Source organism: Arthrobacter sp. GW460-12-1-14-TSB2 (genome assembly GCF_059423525.1).
This window is the reverse complement of the sequence record NZ_JBWKYC010000001.1, coordinates 1-16,952: the sequence shown is the minus strand read 5'-3', so window position 1 is coordinate 16,952 and position 16,952 is coordinate 1. Positions and strand designations below refer to the sequence as shown.

The window sequence follows — 16,952 nt, the reverse complement described above, 5'->3', positions numbered from 1 at the left end:
ACACCGGGCCATGTCTCGCATCTTCATCACCGGCTCGACCGACGGGCTCGGCCTCGCCACCGCAAGGACTCTCTTGGATGAAGGCCACGAGGTCTTGCTGCACGCCCGCTCCAGGGAACGCGCCGCCGTCCTCGATGAAATCGCCCCGCAAGCGGCCGGTGTCGTCATTGGTGACCTCAGCAGCGCCGCCGAAACGCGGAGCGTCGCCGATCAGGTCAACGCGCACGGGCGGATGGACGCCGTCGTCCATAACGCCGGCGTCTACCTCTCGTCGGGGCGCGTCACGACCCCGGAGGGACACTCTTACACCCTCGCTGTGAACGTTCTCGCCCCCTACATCCTCACCGCCCTGATCGACAGGCCCGGCCGCTTGGTCTACGTCAGCAGCGGCATGCACCACGGGGCCGCCGGCAACCTGCAGGACATTGACTGGACCGAACGACGCTGGAGTGCCAGCACCGCCTATTCCGAGAGCAAACTCCACCTTTCCGCGCTCTCCGCCTCGGTGGCCCGCCACTGGCCCGCGGTGCTCAGCAACGCCGTTGACCCCGGCTGGGTACCCACCAAAATGGGCGGCTCCGGCGCCCCTGACGACCTGGCCAAGGGCCACGAGACCCAGGCCTGGCTCGCTGTCAGCAACGACCCCGACGCCCTGGTCTCCGGAAGTTACTGGTATCACCGCCGGCAGCGGCCGCCAGCGCCGGAAGTTACCGACGCGACGTTCCAGGACAGGCTCACCGACAAACTCGCCGAACTCACCGGCATCACGCTTTTCTAAAGCGCAGCGGCGGCCATGTCCGCAGCAGTCAGATGTCAGTAAACTGGGACGCATGACCGAGCAGGAACCTGCCCCGCTCAGGGCGGCTGCGGCTCCCGACGGCGTGGACACGTCCTTGCGCAGCCCGGAACAGCGGTCCCGCACGTTCGCCGGGATCCTGGCGAACACCGCCCTGGCCAACATCACTACCAGCTACCTCTGGTTCGCTCTGACGTTCTGGGTGTATCTGGAGACGCGCAACGTGATCGCCACCGGCGTGATCGGCGGCGCGTACATGCTGTTGATCGCCCTTTCCAGCATCAGCTTCGGCACCTTCGTGGACCGCTACCGCAAGCTGGCCGTGATGCGTTTCGCCGCCGGCTTCACGCTGATGATGTTCATACTGTCCGGGGTAATGTTCCTGCTGACGCCGGTCACCTGGATGCTGGACCTGACGCAGCCGTGGTTTTGGCTCTTCGCGCTGGTCATCCTGGTTGGCGCGGTGGTGGAGAACATGCGCAACATCGCCCTGTCCACCACGGTCACCATCCTCATCGAGCCGGATCGGCGAGCGAACGCCAACGGGCTGGTGGGCATGGTGCAGGGGCTGATGTTCATCGTCACGTCGGTGCTCTCCGGGCTGTCAGTGGGGCTGCTGGGCATGGGCTGGACGATCGTCGTCGCCCTGGCGCTCACGGCGCTGGCATTCGCGCACCTGGTCACGCTGCGCATGCCCGAGGAGGTGCGCGCAGCGGCCACTGACGCGCACGGCGGATTCGACCTGCGCGGCGCCCTCGCCGCCGTGCTGGCCATCTCCGGGCTGTTCGCGCTCATCCTGTTTTCGACGTTCAACAACTTCATTGGCGGCGTGTACATGGCGTTGATGGATCCCTACGGCCTCGAGATGTTCCCCGTTGAGCTTTGGGGGACGTACTTCGCGCTGGGCGCCACCGGATTCATCGTCGGTGGCGCACTGATCGGAAAGTTTGGCCTGGGGTCCAACCCGTTGCGTTCCATGCTCATCGCCGTGATCCTGATGGGTGTACTCGGTGCGGTGTTTACGCTGCGGGAGTGGGCCTGGCTGTACATCGCGGGCATCTGGCTCTACCTGGTCCTGGTGCCTTTCGTGGAGGCCGCTGAGCAGACGGTCATCCAGCAAGTGGTCCCCCTGCACCGGCAAGGCCGGGTGTTCGGATTCGCCATGGCATTCGAGTCCGCGGCAGCGCCAATCACCGCGTTCCTGATCGCGCCCATCGCCCAGGTCTGGATCATCCCGTACGCGCGGTCCTCTGAAGGCGCCGCGCAGCTGGCCCCGTTGCTGGGCGAGGGCACGTCCCGCGGCATCGCGCTGGTGTTCCTGGTCGCCGGGATTGTCATGATCGCGGCCGCGCTGCTGGCGTTCCTGACTCCCGTCTACCGCCGGGTCTCGGCGACTTATGCGGCGACCGAAACGCCGGCACGGACGGCGGGTTAACTGCGACGGCGACCGGCTACCGAATCGGGCCAGCCAGCGCTCGCGCGGCGATGTCGAGACGAGTGCTTGCTACGAGCCAGAATCAGGAGGGCCAGGAGGCCGAGGGCGGCCAAAATGATCGCGACGGTCAGCGGGCCGAAGACACCCAGCGTCGACTCCAGGGCCGCTGCGCCGAGCCAGGTGCCGATCGCGGTTCCGCCGTTGAAAGCAGACACCGCAATGGCGGCTGCGAGCGTGGGCGCTGCCGGGGCGAAGCGGACGGCAAGGCCGGTGCCGACGGGCGGAATTCCCATGCCTGCGGTGCCGAGCAGGAACATGAGTACGAAGGTGGCCACTGCATTCGTGGATAGCGGCACGAGCAACGCCATCAGGGCGACCGTTCCAGCTGTGGCGGTGATGAACGTCGTGACCGGACGCGTGTCGGCGAAGCGTCCGGCGAGGTTGGTGCCGATGATGGCGCCGAGCCCGAACACCACGAACACCAGGGGTACAGCCCAGGACGGTAACCCGGCGCGGTCGGTGGCCAGCGGGGAGAGGTAGCTGAAGGCTGTCATGTAGCCGCCGGTGGCAAGAATGGTGGCGATGACGAGGACGGCCATGCGGCGGCTCGTAATCGCGCGCAGCTCGGCCCGAATGGATGGTGTGCCGCGGCCGGCGTCTGCGGGAGTGAAGCGTGCGATGACCGGTGACGCCAGGACGGCGAGGACTGCCAGCGCCCAGAAGGTTCCGCGCCAGCCAAGGAGTTGGCCGGCAAAGGCACCGAGCGGGACGCCGGCGACGGTCGCCAGACCTACCCCGCTCATCATGACGCCGAGGGCGCGTGAGCTGTTGGCCGGCCCGGCCGCGTGGGTGGCAACAGCCGCGGCGACGGACCAGAACGCACCGGCTGCCAGCGCGGTGACCACGCGGGCCATGAGAACAATCGCGAAGTCGCTACTGAGGGCTGCGATGATGTGCCCGGTCGCGAATCCAAGAAGCGCGAGGACGAGCGTGGCTCGCCGCGGGAGGCGCCGGGTGGCCAGGGCCATGACGGGCGATCCGATGATCATGCCGATCGCGAAGGCTGTGATCAGGAGGCCGACCTGGGCCAGGCCCACCTGCAGGTCTTCGGCCAACTCCTGGAGGAGTCCTGCCACAAGGTATTCGGTGGTGATCATGAGGAACGTGCCAAGCGCGAGCAGCGGCACGACGAAGGGCAGCCGTTGGCGTGTTGGCGCTGTCGAAGTGATGGACGTTGTCATTCGTTCGGTGGTTCCTTCGCAGGGGTCGGGTTGGGAGCCGGGAACGCTCCGCCCCTTCGACGATGCCGTACCTGTTTACCGCGCGGAAGGACCTGCTGAGACATGGTCTGACAGGTCCTGTTTCGCCCCTTTCGACTCTCGTAACGTCGAACAAAAGACCCCTAGAGAAGGAACCCCTGCGATGGAATACAACCGACTGGGTAACACCGGACTGAAGATCAGCCGGCTTGCGCTCGGCTGCATGAGCTACGGGGACCCCACCGCACCGAACGCACATTCCTGGGCGCTGACCGAAGACACCGCAGGGCCGTTCTTCCGGCAGGCCGCCGAACTGGGCATCACGTTCTGGGACACTGCCAACGTGTACCAGACCGGCACCTCCGAGGAATTCGTCGGGCGGGCAATCACAGAGTACTCGCGGCGCGAAGACATCGTCCTGGCCACCAAAGTGCGCGGCAAAATGCACGACGGGCCAGGGGGTGAGGGCCTGTCCCGCAAAGCCATCCTTGAACAGCTCGATGCCTCGCTCACCCGCCTCGGCACGGACTATATCGACCTGTACCAGATCCACCGTTTCGACGACGGCTCCCCGGTCGAGGAAACCATGGAGGTTCTCCACGACGTCATCAAGGCCGGCAAAGTCCGATACATCGGCGCTTCCTCTATGTACGCGTGGCAGTTCGCGAAGCTCCAACACGCGGCCGACCTTGGCGGGTGGACCAGGTTCGTGTCCATGCAGAACCAGTACAACCTGCTCCGCCGCCAGGACGAACGCGAACTCATGGCCATGTGTGCAGACATGGGCGTCGGCCTGGTGCCGTACTCACCCAACGGCAAAGGCCGCCTCGCACGGCCAGTGGGCGAACAGAGCACCCGCTCCACCACTGACAAGGTGGTCCAGTCATTCGACAGCGAACACGACGAGCCCGTCATCAACGCAGTACAGAGCCTGGCCGACGCCCGCGGTGTGAGCATGGCACAAATCGCCCTCGCATGGGTGCTGCGCAACCCGATCGTCTCCGCGCCCATCGTCGGCGCGACCAAGCCGCACCACCTCCAGGAAGCGGTCGACGCCCTGTCCCTGGAACTCAGCGATGAGGAAGTCCAGGCGTTGGAGGCCCCGTACGTCAACCAAGGACCAGCCTGGTACTGACGGACCTCAGCTACCCACGCCGCCCCTTGAGAAGGAACCTTCTGTGAACTCCACAACCACGATCGCTGCTGCGCCGGGACTACGCCATTCGCGGGCCGCACTCTTCGCCGCCGTCACCGGCTTCTTCGTGATCACCCTCGACGCCGTTGTAGTCAACGTTGCCCTCCGCGAAATCAGCCTCGACCTCGGGGCCACCCTCACCGGGCTGCAATGGATCGTTGACGGTTACACACTGCTGTTTGCGTCCTGTCTCCTATCTGCCGGAACGTTCTCTGACCGGATCGGGGCGCGGCGCGCCTATGCCTTCGGCATGGCGGTTTTTGTCATCACGTCGCTCGCGTGCGGACTCGCCCCCACAGTCGCAGTGCTCATCTTCGCCCGGATTCTGCAGGGATCGGCGGCCGCGGTGATGCTGCCCGCATCCATGGCGCTGATCGGTGAGGCGTTCCCCGACCCGGCGAAGCGCGCACGCGCCGTCGGCATGTGGGCGATGGGTGGTGCGCTAGCGTCAATCTCCGGGCCTGTGCTCGGCGGGACGCTCTCCCTCGTCGACTGGCGGCTGATCTTCCTGATCAACCTTCCGGTGGGCGCCGTGGCGCTGATCGTGCTTCGCCGGGTTCTTCGGTCTGCGCACCGATCCGTTCCGATCGACTGGGCCGGCCAGCTCACCGCTGTCACCGCCATGGGCGCCCTGACCTATGGTGCCATCGAGGCTGGCGCGGTCGGGATTACGGCCCCGCAGACGCTCACAGCCTTCGCTGTTGCTGTCGTGGCCGGAGCAGGCTTCATCGCAGCAGAGCGCCGCGGTCAGCACCCGATGGTTCCGCTCCCGCTCCTTCGCGACCGCACGATGGCCGTCTCGATCGGCGTCGGTTTTTCGTACATGGTCGGATACTTCGGCCTGCCCTTCGTCATGAGCCTTTATGCACAACAGGAGCGCGGCCTCTCACCCGTCGAGACAGGAGCGGTCTTCGTTCCGATGATGCTCGGAGGTGCGGTTCTGACTCCGTTCATCGCCAGGCTCTCCGAACGCTTCGGCGCCCGCACCCTCATCGCCAGCGGAATGACAGTCATGGCCGCAGGACTCGCAACCATCGCGTTCCTCCCGGCGGCGATACCGGTCTGGGTCCTCGCCGCTGTGATGATCCTGGTCGGCCTCGCCGGCCCGCTGGTCATCCCGACCATCACCGCCGTGCTGCTCAACAGCTTCGACGCGAAGCGCGCCGGCACCGTCAGCGGCATCTTCAACACAAGCCGCCAGATTGGCGGAGCCCTGGCCGTCGCGGTGTTCGGGTCCCTGCTGGCCCGCTCAACAACATTCCTGCAGGGCTTCTCCACCAGCCTGCTGATTGCTGCCGGCATGGCGCTCGCCATGGCAATCGTTGCGACCCGCCTCCCGCGGCAATGACTGACAACAGGCTCCGGGAGGGCCTGGCAGGTCCTGGTTCGGCAGCACCTGCCCGGCATCAAGGATCCGGGCCTACGCTTGGAGGTATGGATTCCCGGTCTGAGATCAGCAGCTTTCTCACCTCCCGCCGCGCCAAACTCACACCGGAGCAGGCAGGTGTCCCGCTATACAGCGGCAGCCGCCGCGTCCCCGGCCTGCGACGCGAAGAGGTAGCGCACCTCGCCGGCGTCAGCGTGGACTACTACGCCCGGCTCGAGCGCGGCAAGATCTCCGGCGCATCCCGCGAAGTCATGGAAGCAATCGCCCGGGCACTGCAGCTCGATGAAGACGAACGCGACCACCTCCTGGACCTCGCCAGCCTCACCCGACGCCGGTCGCCGCGGCGCACACCCTCCAACCGCACCACTGTCAGGCCAGGCATCCAACGCGTCCTCGACTCCATCGACGCCCCCGCTTTTGTGCAGAACGCACGCCTGGACCGCCTCGCCTCCAACCGGATTGGCCGCGCACTGTACTCGCTGCCCGAGAACGGATCACGGGACCGCTTCAACTACGCTCACTACCTCTTCCTGGACTCACGGGCGCCACGATTCCACCGTGACTTCGACACAGCCAAACACAACGTCGTCGCACTCCTCCACGCCGCGACGGCCCGGGACCCCTACGACAAAGAGCTCATCCACATCATCGGCACCCTCTCAACCCAAAGCGAGGAGTTCCGCGCGCTCTGGGCCTCCCACGACGTCTTCCGTTACCGGTCCGGGGCCAAGATGCTCACGCACTCCGCCGTCGGCGACCTCGAATTCGGCTACGAATCATTCGAACTGTCCACCGACCCTGGCCTTGTCATGCTCGTGTACACCGTCGAGCCCGGATCCCCGACCGCCGACGCCATGCGGATTCTCGCCAGCTGGACGGCCCCCGCTATCCACGCCCAATAATCCCTGCCGACCATGGAGGGAAACCCCGGGCGGAATGGCGCGTCGAAGAGATGATAATCCCGTGCCATCGTTTCCTATCAAAAGGTCCCGCCCTGCGGTAGCTGTCCCGGCAGGCCGGGCCGGGCACGATATCAAATGGTGGCGCCGTCAGCCTGTCAGCAGGTCCGCGTGGTGCACCCCACCGACGTTCGGGTGCGCCCGAAGGCGGTAGCGAAGGGCGTTGTCCCCGTAGGTTTCCAGGATCGGACTGTTCGTCGGGTCAACCGACAGGCCGCGGGCTTTGGCCTGGAACTGAGGGCTCACCGCCAGTTGCGGCATCCTCGCATCCAGCGCCGGATTGTAGAAGAAGGGAAGGGAGATCCTGTCGCTGCCGCGAGGCGGCGAGATCACCCGATGCAGGGTCGCCTTGAGGTAGCCGTTCGTGGCCAGCTCCAGCATCTCGCCGATGTTAACCACAAAGGTTCCGGGCACCTGGGGTGCGTCGATCCATGTCCCTTGGTATTCGACCTGAAGTCCGCCCTTGCCTGGCTCCACCAGAAGGAGTGTCAGCACCCCGCCGTCGCGGTGGGAGCCCACTCCCTGCTTGGGTTCTTCGTGGGATGACCCCGGGTACCGAACAACCTTGAGCACGGGGAAGGCCCGGGCAGCGAAGGCGTCATCAAAAGCGTCTTCGGGCGCCCCGAGGGATACCGCCAGGGCCCGCAGGAGAGTCAACGAGACTGCACTCAGCCGCTCCATCCACTCGGCGACAATCCCCCGCATTTCCGGCAGCGCCTCCGGCCACAGGTTGGGCCCTTCGAGTCGCCAGTAGTCCGCGACGCCCGGGCCCGGGGCCACCGCGGAGCGCTCAACTCCGATGTCGATCTGCTCGCGCCAATCTACTGCGCCGTCGGTAAGTTCGCCGCCGACGCGGGTGTAGCCACGGAACTGGGGGCTATGGACGTTCTCAATCTCAAGTTTCTGCCCCTCGGGCAGCTCGAAGAAGCGGCGGGACACATCCAGCATGGCGTCTGTTAGCTCCTGCGGAATGCCGTGGCCGGCAAGGTACAGGAAACCGACCTCATGCATCGCGTTGCGCAGTTCGTCACGGAACTGCGAGGCCGCCTCCGGGCCAGCGTTCAATCGGGACAGGTCGACTACCGGCAGTGTTTCGAGTGGCAACGTCTCGGGTCCTTTTCAGCGAACTTGGCAACCCCGCGCAAATATCTGCTTCCATGGTACGGCCGGGCCGCGGCGTTGGGCAGGCAGGTGCCGAATCTTCGGCTGCGAACCCCTTGAGTCCCGACCGAATGGCTAGAGGTAGTCGCCGGCGCGTTCGCGGGCGATTTCCAGCAGCGTGGAGTGGAAGGCCACCTCTGCCGGAGCGTAGACCTTGTCCTCGCGCTGCGCCAGCAGTACCCGCCGCAGCGGGGCGGCGGAACCCAGGCTCAGCACCTTTACGTCAGGATGCTGGAGCGCCACGGCGGTCTTGGGCACCATGGCCACACCCATTCCCACGCTGACCATGGCCTGGGCCTCCTGGTAGTCGTTGGCCAGGAAGGCAATTTCCGGCTCGAATCCGGCGTCGTGGGCGGAACGCTGCAGAACCTCCACTACCGGGTGGGCCTCCGCACGCACGATCCAGGACTCGTTGCGCAAGTCCTCCATGCTGACCTGCTCGCGGTCGGCGAGCGGGTGGCTGCGGGCCACCAGGATCACTGTGCTTTCCCGGAAGACCTCTGTTACGCGGATGGAATCGTCCCGGAAGGGGTTCCAGGGGTAGTCCCAGAGCAGGCACAGCCCTGTGACCCCGGAGTGCAGATCCGCCACGAGTTCATCAAAACGTGCGCTGCGCAAGGACAGTCCGATGGCCGGGTAGCGCTTCTTGAACGTCCGGATGACGAGGGGCAGGAAGGACCCTGCCAGGGTTGGGAAGGTTCCCACAGTCAGTGACCCGCGGTTCAGGCCGGCGATCTGGTCCAGGTCTGACCGGGCTGCCTGCATCTGCCAGACGATCTTGCGGGCGTGGCCGGCCAGCACCTGGCCGGCCTCGGTGGGCACCACACCGCGGGAGCGGCGATTGAGCAGAGGCTGCCCCACCTCCTGTTCAAGCTTGCGCAGTTGCTGCGAGACGGCCGAGGGCGTGTACATCATCAGCTCGGCCGCGGCCGTAATGGATCCCTGCTCCACCACCTCAAGCAGCAACGCGAGCCGCCTTATGTCGAACAAATCCTGCTTCTCATCATTAAGCAACGCTTCACCCTTCTGCAAACTTGGTTCATTCCCTGCCGGGAGACGACATCGCCCCGCGATGCCGGTGGCAGTCTCCGGGACGCTGGAAGAAAACAGTGCGAATAATCCCTTTGCCTCTCCATGAATTAAGTAACTCTACATCCCTCTTCAAAAATCCAACATTGTCTAAATTTGTGATCTGGCTCAATCTCTTTTCAGGTCCTCATCCAAATCTGAGGCACGAGGAGAAGTGGGAACCACCATGAAGATCGAAGCGCAATGGATGCGCGGAGGCACCAGCAAGTGCTGGGTGTTCGAAGCGGAGCACCTTCAGGCGGGCGGCACCAGCCTGGACGTGCTGCTGCCGCGGCTGTTCGGCAGTCCCGACCCCCGCCAGATCGATGGCGTAGGCGGGGCCACCTCGACCACCAGCAAAGCCGTGATCCTGCACCGGCCGGTCGGCGACGACGTCGACGTCGAGTACACCTTCGCCCAGGTGGGCATCGAAGAGACCGCCGTGGACTGGGGCAGCAACTGCGGGAACGGCTCAGCCGTTGTGGGCCTTTACGCCATCGAGAAGGGATGGGTGCTCCCCAGCGGAGACGTCACCCGGATCGTAACCCGCAACACCAACACGAACCAGATCATCGTCCAGCGCGTGGCCACCCCCGGTGGTGCACTGGCCAGCGTTCCGGACGCGCGGATGCCCGGTGTGCCGTTCCCCGGCCACCCTGTAGGGCTCGGTTTCCAGGACCCCGCCGGCAAAACCACAGGTGCGTTGCTGCCCACCGGCGCGGCCACCGACACCATCACCGCGGGGGGAACCCGCTGGACAGTCTCCATGGTCGACGCCGGAGCGCCCGTGGTGATTGTCCGCGCCGAAGAACTGGGCCTGGACCAGGCCCGGTACGACAGCTGGGGCGCCAGCCTGGAGCTACAGCTGGACACCCTGGAGCAGATCCGGCGTCAGGCGGCGGTGCGGATGGGGCTGGCCCCCTCCACCGCTGAAGCGGCACGGGCCATACCCAAACTCGCCATCGCCGCCGCCCCCGTGGCCACGGATCAGACCTGCGACGTCAACGTCATGATGCTCTCCATGGGCAAGCCCCACCCGGCGCTGGCCATCACCGGCAGCATCGCACTGACTTTGGCGGCCCGCACCCCCGGCACGGTGATGCACGGCCTTACGGGTGACACTCCGGGGAGCAAGCTCCGGCTCCGCACCCCTGCCGGAGTGATCGAGACGTGGAGTCAGGAGCATAACGGGACGCTCCTGGTCGGCGTCAACCGCACAGCCCGCACCATCGCCACCACCATCATCCATCTCCCCGAGGTTCCCGGCAGCGCCGTCGCCGCCTTCCTCGCGGGAGCCACTCGCTGAGGAGACCACCATGACCAAGACTGAGAACCGCACCGCCGCCGCTGCGGCCGAGACCCGTGACAAGGGTCCCAAGCGTCCAACCCGTCGCCGTATCCTACTGGTGGCGGTGGCCGCCGGTTTCGCGATCCTGGCGTTGATCGCCCTCCTGCTGGGGGGTGACATGTTCAACCCGGCTGCCACCTCGGAACCGGAGCACACCATGACAGCAGTCCAGATCATCCCGCTCGTCATCCTCGTCGTTATGTTCGTCGTCGCCACGAAATGGCCGCTGAACATCGGGGTAATGGGGCTGGTCGCCTCCTTCGGCGTCGGCTACTTCATGCTTGGAATGACCGACAAGGAAATCCTCGAGGACTTCCCCGCCAGCATCGTCCTGACGATCATCGGAGTCACCTACTTCTTCAGCATGGCCCAGCGCAACGGCACCATCGACATCATCGTCCAGTCCTGCGTGCGCCTCGTCAGGGGCAAGACAATGCTGCTCCCCTGGGTGTTCTTCCTGATCGCTGCCGCGCTGACGTCACTGGGCACCTTCTCGCCCGCCGCCGTCGCACTGCTGGCACCGGCAGCCATCGGGTTTGCCTACGAGTCCCGCATCCATCCTGTCCTGATGGGTGCCTTCATCATCAACGGAGCCCACGCCGGCGGTTTTTCCCCGCTGTCCGTGGCCGGTGTGCTGGTGCACGACATCGCCCTTAAAAACGGCTTTCCCATCTCCCAGGGCGCACTCTTCACTGCCAGCTTCGCCCTGAACCTTATTCTTTCCGCCCTGACCATCGTCCTGTTCGCTCTGATCGGCCGTCTCCGCGACGGAATAGGCGGCCAGCAGGCCGACGTCGACACCGCCCGAACCATCCGGCCTCGCGGACAGCAGATCCTCACCCTGGCCTTGATCGCTGTCATGCTGCTGTGCACCCTTGGCTTCCACATGCCGATCGGCTTCGTCGCTCTCTCCGCCGGACTCCTGCTGGCACTGGTCAACATCAAGGAACACCGGACCTTCATCGGCGGCGTCTCCTGGTCCACCGTCCTGCTGGTAGCCGGCATGATCACCTACGTCTCACTGCTCCAGCATGTAGGCGTCATCGACACGCTCGCCGAGCAGGCCCTGGCGCTGGGCGCACCACTGCTGGTCGCACTGGTCCTCTGCTACGTCATCGGCGTCGGCTCAGCCTTCGCGTCCTCCACGGCATTGCTGACCGCGTTCATTCCGCTGGCCGGTCCGCTGCTGGCCACCAGTTCGCTGAGCGCTTCCGGAACTGTCGCGGCGCTTGCCATCGCTGCCACCGTGGTGGATGTCTCTCCGTTCTCCACCGACGGTGCGCTGGTTGTCGCCAACGCCCGGGAGGACGACCGGCAGCGCGTCTACAAGCAGCTGATGGCCTATGCAGGCGGAGTAGTGCTGGTGGCCCCGGCCCTGGCCTGGGTCCTGCTGGTACCCACCGGCATCATGTGACGGGCCCCGCACCTCATCCAACGGCCTGGGCGAGGCCGATGAGGGAAGGCTGCCTGTCCCGCATACCGCCGGACTCAGCATCCGGCACGCGTGCTGCCGTTCCCGCACTTCATCGCAACAGGTAGCCCGAAAGACGGGCGCGGGAACTGCGCAGCACGCAGAGGAGGCGGGGTGACCACGAGGTCGCCCCGCCTCCACTTTCCGGATCCTCGATACCTGAACCAGAGCTGGCCACTGTCGTTCCGGAAAACCACGCTGAAGAACCAGGTGAGGTCCTCAAAGTCAGTCCCGGCTGAAATCGATTTAGGCCTGGGTACTCTTCAGCCGGGGAATCAGCGCCTCGGAGTTGTTGCGGTCTATCGCTGCGCGCAGGATGGGGTCAAGCGGGTAGTTCTCGTACTGCGCATTCTGTAACCCGACCGCCATCGACGGGGCGAAGGGAAAGTCAGTGCCGTACGTGATGCGGCCGGGGTCAGCGACCTCGAGCAGGCTGGGTAGCGCCGACGGGCTCGCGGACAGGGCGACGTCGTAGTAAAACCGCCGCAGGATTGATTGCTTCTCGTCTATCAACGCTGCCAACGCGCTGAGGGCCAGCTCTTTGTCGTTGAGCATCGTGAGCAGGATCCTGAAAGCGATGTACGGCACGAAGCCGCCCGCGTGGGCCAGGAGGAACCTGATTCCCGAGTACTTCTCCATCGCGCCGGACAGGATCAAGCTGATAGCGGTGCGGGTAGTGTCGAGCAAGAAATCCGCGGCGAAGGCGGGGATGCCCGGCACCGCCGGAGCGGGGAGCTCGCCAGGGTGAATGAACACTACGGCGTGCCGGTGGTGCAGGAACTCCAGCAGAGGCTCGAAGTCCGGATCGCCGAGGTAGCGGCCCTCGTTGTTGGCCAGCAACACGATGCCGTCCGCATGCAGGCTGTCCAAGGCGTATTGCGCCTCCGCCAGGGCGCCTTCCACGTCCGGCAGCGTAAGTGTCGCGAAGAACCCGAATCGTGCCGGCCTTCTGGCTACGACCTCTGCGCTGTACTCATTGACCTCCCGCGCCCATCGCCGCGCCTCCAGAGCATCCCCAAGGTAGACACCGGGCGTGGACAGGGACAGGACGGCCGTCTGCACATCGTGGCTGTCCATGAACTTCAACGCGGAGTGCTCCGACCAGGACGGCAGGCGCAAACCTCCCGGGCGGATGCCCTTCCCGTTGAGCCAACGCGCATACTCAGGCGGAACGATGTGCTGGTGAGTATCGATACGGTGCGGCCGACTCATCCAGATCCCCTGCCCAACGTACTCTGTGCGCCGACCCAAGCCCTTCAAAATCAGCAGATGCCACCAATCTACTCGCTGTCCTCAGGTCCGGCTTTGTATACGGGATTTGTCTTCCTAAGAGACTCTCGCGTGCCATATTCTGGGCACGCCGGCCTGCGGCCGAAGGTGATCAAGGCGGAAGGCAGGACGCAAGACGTTTGGAAGGGACCAGCCATGCTGATCTGCGCAACCTGCGCCGTCGAACGCGACGAACCTGCCCCGGAGCTCTGCCCGATCTGCACCGATGAGCGGCAATACGTGCCCGAGGACGGACAAAAGTGGCTCACGCTGGACGCGCTGGCCCAGGAGGGCCAGCAGATATCGCTGAAGGAGAATGAGCCGGGACTCATCGGGATCAGGACGGAGCCAAAGGTCGGGATCGGACAGACCGCCCAGCTTGTGGTGACACCCCAGGGTTCGCTGCTATGGGATCCGGTCGGATATGTCGACGACAACGCTGTGAAGGCAGTGCTCGAGCGCGGCCCGGTCCTGGCGGTCGCCGCCAGCCATCCCCACATGTTCGGTGTGCAGGTCGAATGGTCGCATCGGCTCGGTGGCGTCCCTGTGCTTGTGGCAGACGCAGACCGGCAATGGCTGGGCCGCACCCATCCGATCATCGAATACTGGTCCGGCAGCCACACCATCGCCGAAGGTTTGGCACTCCACCAGACAGGGGGGCACTTCCCGGGTAGCGCGGTGGTGCACTGGGCTGCAGGAGCGGGCGGCCGAGGAGTTCTGCTGAGCGGTGACAGTGTGTATCCGAATCCGGACCGTCGCTCCATCGCTTTCATGCGCAGCTACCCGAATCATTTGCCGCTTTCCGGTGCGGTGGCCTTGCGAATCGCGGCGCAACTGGAGGACCTTGAGTTCGACCGCATCTACGGCAACTTCAACAATGCAATCGCGTCCGGAGCCAAGGCCGTTCTGCACGGTGCAGCCCAACGGCACGCTGCCTGGGCGCGAGGCGACTTCGACCACCTGACCTGAGCGTCCATTTCCCCGTGAGCTCCAGTTGGGTGTCGAGTAGAGAGTCATGCTCGCCCTTACAGTAAGTAGGGTGAGCAGCAGAATCAGCACGTACGAGGCATGGCAGCGGCTCCTTGACGGCAACGAGCGTTTCGTTACGGGAGCTTCGCTGCACCCGAACCAGAACGCCTCCCGGCGCAGCGAGCTGGTGAACACCCAAAATCCGTTCGCGGTCATCTTTGGCTGCGCGGACTCCCGCCTCGCCGCGGAGATCATCTTCGACGTCGGTCTCGGCGACGTTTTCGTCGTGCGCACAGCCGGACACGTGATCGATGACGCCGTTCTCGGCTCGCTAGAGTACGCGGTCTCGGTCCTCCATGTCCCGCTGATAGTTGTTCTCGGACACGACAATTGCGGCGCCGTCACGGCCGCGAAGGAAGCCGTCGAAACCGGGGAGTCGCCCCAGGGCCACATCCGCGACCTGGTAGAACGGATCACACCGTCGGTGCTGAGGTCGATGCGAGAGGACAAGACCGAGGTCAACGACATGGTTGTCGAGCACGTCAAGCAGACCGTCCGCCGGCTGCTGGACAGTTCACGGATGATCTTCGACGCAGTGGACAACTACTCCGCCGCGGTGGTCGGCGTCGCGTACCGGCTGGAAGAGGGCCGGGCGCAGCTCGTCTCCACGGCCGGCGTCCTCTAAAGCCGGCGAGGCATGCACCTGCGGGTGCCTGGTTTGGTCCGCGTTATGCGACGCTTTCCAGGAGCCCGGCCCGGGACGGCACGCCGTCGAAATACCCACCCTTGAAGAAAAGCAGCGGCTCCGCACCGTCCCGCGCGCCAAGGGCACGGACCGCCCCCACCACAATGGTGTGGTCGCCGCCGTCGTACTCCTGGTGCAGTTCGCAGTCCACCCAGGCGAGGGCCTGATCCAGCACCGGATTGCCCAGCGGTGACGCCGAGAACTCCACACCGGCGAATTTATCGGTCCCGGAGCGGGCAAACTGGGCGGCAAGATGCCGGTACCCAGCCGGAAGAATGTTCACCGTGAAGCGACCGGCCTGCCGCAGCAGCGGCCAGGTACTGGAACTGCGGGCCGGACTGAAGGTGACCAGGGCCGGATCCAGGGAAAGGGACGAGAAGGACTGGCAGGTGAAACCCGCGGGCCCGTTATCCGTCGCGGCCGTAATCACCGTCAGCCCGGACGCAAAATGGCCCAGGACGTGACGCAGGCGCTGCGGCGTGAGATCAAGGTGGTCGGTCATGTTTTTTCCTTTCAAGGCCGGTAGACCAAACCAACCACCCGCCCTGCACCGCGTTCAACCGGGGCTGAAACGCACCGACGCGCAACGCAACCTTGCTTCACGGCCCGAAGCACAAGGTAACGAACGGGGACGTGATCCGACGTCCAGGGAAACGGAACCGACGTGCATTGCTGGCCCGGGGACTCGGGCCCGGCGTATCGTGGACATCGACGGATTGAGGGTGAGCGGGGGCCGCGTCGCATGGCCAACGATGGTGAACGCAACGAAGCGCAGACGGGAAGCGTGGCGCTTGTGACGGGCGCGAGCCGAGGCGTAGGCCGGGGCGTCGCGCTGGGCCTTTTGTCGGCGGGCTTTCGTGTGTACGGCACGGGGCGCTCAATCGACCAGGCGGATCTGCCGAGGGAGGTTCGGCGAGTGCGCTGCGACCATCTCAACGACGAGGACACCGCCCATGTCTTTGAAGTGATACGGTCCGAATGCCGCGCCCTCGACCTCGTCGTCAACTGCGCCTGGGGCGGCTACGAGAAGATGGTCGAAGGTGGTGCGTTTACGTGGACTGTGCCGTTTTGGGAGCAGCCGATGCACCGCTGGAGCGGCATGATGGACGCCGGCGTCCGCGCGGCCTATGTTTGTTCGGCGCACGCGGCGCGCATGATGACGCCGCGGCACCGCGGCCTGATAGTCAACATCAGCTTCTGGGCCGCGCAGCGTCACCTCGGCAACACTATCTACGGCATCGCAAAGGCGGCGACGGACAAGATGACGTCCGACATGGCGGTCGAGCTGAAGCCGTTCGACATTCCGGTGATCGCGCTCTACCCCGGCCTGGTTCGAACCGAGGCGGTTCTGGCGGCTGCGGAAAGTGGCGCGTTCGATCTCTCGACCAGCGAAAGCCCCGAGTTCATCGGCCGCGTGATCAATGCACTGTTCCGCGACCCGAACCTGATGTCGCGCACCGGCCGGGTGCTCGTCGCCGCCGCGGCAGCGAAGGAGTTCGGCGTACTGGACATCGATGGAAGTTCGCCGCCAGTGCTTACTCTTGCGGACATCTGATTCGGTGACTGGACCGGGTCGAGGCCCTCGCCCCGACGTCTGGGCTTGTCAGCCCGCGCTCAGCTTCGCCGCAGCGGACAAGACCGAGGTCATCCCAGCAGAGTTCGGACGTCAGGGCAGACCATCCCTGCTGGACCCAATTCCGCCTCATCGCGATAAACTGGACCGATCATGATCGGTGCCCCGCTCCGTCGTCTTCTGATCTGGGTAGTCATCCTGGCGACCCTCCTCTCGGCCTGTACGCCCCCGACCAGACTCGATGAGACCACCACCGGTCAACCAATCCAGACCGCTTCAGCGCCGCCAGCCGCCCCCGTTCCCCGGCTGACCCCGTC

At 65.2% G+C, this 16,952-nt stretch carries 15 protein-coding genes; 10 read left to right on the top strand and 5 right to left on the bottom strand.

Annotated features, from left to right (window positions below):
• Positions 1-10: 10 nt before the first annotated feature.
• Positions 11-778 (top strand): SDR family NAD(P)-dependent oxidoreductase, encoded by a 768-nt coding sequence (locus AC07YR_RS00075; protein ID WP_494732710.1) that lies wholly within the window; start codon positions 11-13, stop codon positions 776-778.
• A gap of 52 nt (positions 779-830) precedes the next feature.
• The gene (locus AC07YR_RS00070) at positions 831-2,231 is read left to right on the top strand and encodes an MFS transporter (protein WP_494732709.1); all 1,401 of its coding nucleotides are present in this window, start codon (positions 831-833) and stop codon (positions 2,229-2,231) included.
• Here the strand turns inward: AC07YR_RS00070 and AC07YR_RS00065 are convergent.
• Positions 2,228-3,472 (bottom strand): MFS transporter, encoded by a 1,245-nt coding sequence (locus AC07YR_RS00065; RefSeq protein ID WP_494732708.1) that lies wholly within the window; start codon positions 3,470-3,472, stop codon positions 2,228-2,230. The two genes, AC07YR_RS00070 and AC07YR_RS00065, sit on opposite strands and share 4 nt — an antisense overlap.
• 181 nt (positions 3,473-3,653) lie before the next feature.
• Here AC07YR_RS00065 and AC07YR_RS00060 point away from each other — a divergent pair, with 181 nt between their 5' ends.
• From AC07YR_RS00060 to AC07YR_RS00050, 3 genes are all read left to right on the top strand, one after another.
• The gene (locus AC07YR_RS00060) at positions 3,654-4,625 is read left to right on the top strand and encodes an aldo/keto reductase (RefSeq protein ID WP_494732707.1); all 972 of its coding nucleotides are present in this window, start codon (positions 3,654-3,656) and stop codon (positions 4,623-4,625) included.
• Positions 4,626-4,668: 43 nt separating this feature from the next.
• Positions 4,669-6,033 (top strand): MFS transporter, encoded by a 1,365-nt coding sequence (locus tag AC07YR_RS00055; RefSeq protein ID WP_494732706.1) that lies wholly within the window; start codon positions 4,669-4,671, stop codon positions 6,031-6,033.
• Positions 6,034-6,119: 86 nt separating this feature from the next.
• Complete coding sequence (locus AC07YR_RS00050; RefSeq protein WP_494732705.1) at positions 6,120-6,974, top strand: helix-turn-helix transcriptional regulator; 855 nt, start codon at positions 6,120-6,122, stop codon at positions 6,972-6,974.
• A gap of 147 nt (positions 6,975-7,121) precedes the next feature.
• On the opposite strand, the gene AC07YR_RS00045 is transcribed toward AC07YR_RS00050, so the two are convergent.
• Both AC07YR_RS00045 and AC07YR_RS00040 read right to left on the bottom strand, forming a co-directional pair.
• Positions 7,122-8,135, bottom strand: coding sequence for an isopenicillin N synthase family dioxygenase (locus AC07YR_RS00045; protein ID WP_494732704.1), 1,014 nt, complete (start codon positions 8,133-8,135; stop codon positions 7,122-7,124).
• Positions 8,136-8,267: 132 nt separating this feature from the next.
• Complete coding sequence (locus AC07YR_RS00040) at positions 8,268-9,206, bottom strand: LysR family transcriptional regulator (protein ID WP_494732703.1); 939 nt, start codon at positions 9,204-9,206, stop codon at positions 8,268-8,270.
• A gap of 241 nt (positions 9,207-9,447) precedes the next feature.
• Between AC07YR_RS00040 and AC07YR_RS00035 the strand changes: the two genes are divergently transcribed.
• Together AC07YR_RS00035 and AC07YR_RS00030 are read left to right on the top strand one after the other, a co-directional pair.
• Entirely contained in the window at positions 9,448-10,566 is a 1,119-nt protein-coding gene (locus tag AC07YR_RS00035) for a PrpF domain-containing protein (RefSeq protein WP_494733010.1), read from the top strand.
• 10 nt (positions 10,567-10,576) lie between these two features.
• Positions 10,577-12,022, top strand: coding sequence for an SLC13 family permease (locus AC07YR_RS00030; RefSeq protein ID WP_494732702.1), 1,446 nt, complete (start codon positions 10,577-10,579; stop codon positions 12,020-12,022).
• Between the two features lie 303 nt (positions 12,023-12,325).
• Here the strand turns inward: AC07YR_RS00030 and AC07YR_RS00025 are convergent, their stop codons facing one another.
• On the bottom strand, positions 12,326-13,291 hold the full coding sequence (locus AC07YR_RS00025; protein WP_494732701.1) for an amidohydrolase family protein: 966 nt from the start codon (positions 13,289-13,291) through the stop codon (positions 12,326-12,328).
• A gap of 213 nt (positions 13,292-13,504) precedes the next feature.
• Here AC07YR_RS00025 and AC07YR_RS00020 point away from each other — a divergent pair, with 213 nt between their 5' ends.
• Both AC07YR_RS00020 and AC07YR_RS00015 read left to right on the top strand, forming a co-directional pair.
• Positions 13,505-14,317, top strand: a complete 813-nt coding sequence (locus tag AC07YR_RS00020) for an MBL fold metallo-hydrolase (RefSeq protein ID WP_494732700.1) — start codon at positions 13,505-13,507, stop codon at positions 14,315-14,317.
• 70 nt (positions 14,318-14,387) lie between these two features.
• A complete protein-coding gene (locus AC07YR_RS00015) occupies positions 14,388-15,002 on the top strand; it encodes a carbonic anhydrase (RefSeq protein ID WP_494732699.1) in 615 nt (204 codons plus the stop codon).
• Positions 15,003-15,045: 43 nt separating this feature from the next.
• Here AC07YR_RS00015 and AC07YR_RS00010 read toward each other — a convergent pair whose 3' ends face one another.
• On the bottom strand, positions 15,046-15,564 hold the full coding sequence (locus AC07YR_RS00010; RefSeq protein ID WP_494732698.1) for a flavin reductase family protein: 519 nt from the start codon (positions 15,562-15,564) through the stop codon (positions 15,046-15,048).
• 240 nt (positions 15,565-15,804) lie between these two features.
• Here AC07YR_RS00010 and AC07YR_RS00005 point away from each other — a divergent pair, with 240 nt between their 5' ends.
• Positions 15,805-16,617 (top strand): SDR family NAD(P)-dependent oxidoreductase, encoded by an 813-nt coding sequence (locus tag AC07YR_RS00005; protein ID WP_494732697.1) that lies wholly within the window; start codon positions 15,805-15,807, stop codon positions 16,615-16,617.
• Positions 16,618-16,952: the final 335 nt, after the last annotated feature.

What these genes read in the sequence shown, in the direction of transcription:
- AC07YR_RS00020 (WP_494732700.1), top strand. Translation starts at nt 13,505, where the DNA reads ATGCTGATCTGCGCAACCTGCGCCGTCGAACGCGACGAACCTGCCCCG.
- AC07YR_RS00035 (WP_494733010.1), top strand. Translation starts at nt 9,448, where the DNA reads ATGAAGATCGAAGCGCAATGGATGCGCGGAGGCACCAGCAAGTGCTGG.
- AC07YR_RS00060 (WP_494732707.1), top strand. Translation starts at nt 3,654, where the DNA reads ATGGAATACAACCGACTGGGTAACACCGGACTGAAGATCAGCCGGCTT.
- AC07YR_RS00050 (WP_494732705.1), top strand. Translation starts at nt 6,120, where the DNA reads ATGGATTCCCGGTCTGAGATCAGCAGCTTTCTCACCTCCCGCCGCGCC.
- AC07YR_RS00025 (WP_494732701.1), bottom strand. Translation starts at nt 13,291, where the DNA reads ATGAGTCGGCCGCACCGTATCGATACTCACCAGCACATCGTTCCGCCT.
- AC07YR_RS00010 (WP_494732698.1), bottom strand. Translation starts at nt 15,564, where the DNA reads ATGACCGACCACCTTGATCTCACGCCGCAGCGCCTGCGTCACGTCCTG.
- AC07YR_RS00030 (WP_494732702.1), top strand. Translation starts at nt 10,577, where the DNA reads ATGACCAAGACTGAGAACCGCACCGCCGCCGCTGCGGCCGAGACCCGT.
- AC07YR_RS00005 (WP_494732697.1), top strand. Translation starts at nt 15,805, where the DNA reads ATGGCCAACGATGGTGAACGCAACGAAGCGCAGACGGGAAGCGTGGCG.
- AC07YR_RS00075 (WP_494732710.1), top strand. Translation starts at nt 11, where the DNA reads ATGTCTCGCATCTTCATCACCGGCTCGACCGACGGGCTCGGCCTCGCC.
- AC07YR_RS00065 (WP_494732708.1), bottom strand. Translation starts at nt 3,472, where the DNA reads ATGACAACGTCCATCACTTCGACAGCGCCAACACGCCAACGGCTGCCC.
- AC07YR_RS00070 (WP_494732709.1), top strand. Translation starts at nt 831, where the DNA reads ATGACCGAGCAGGAACCTGCCCCGCTCAGGGCGGCTGCGGCTCCCGAC.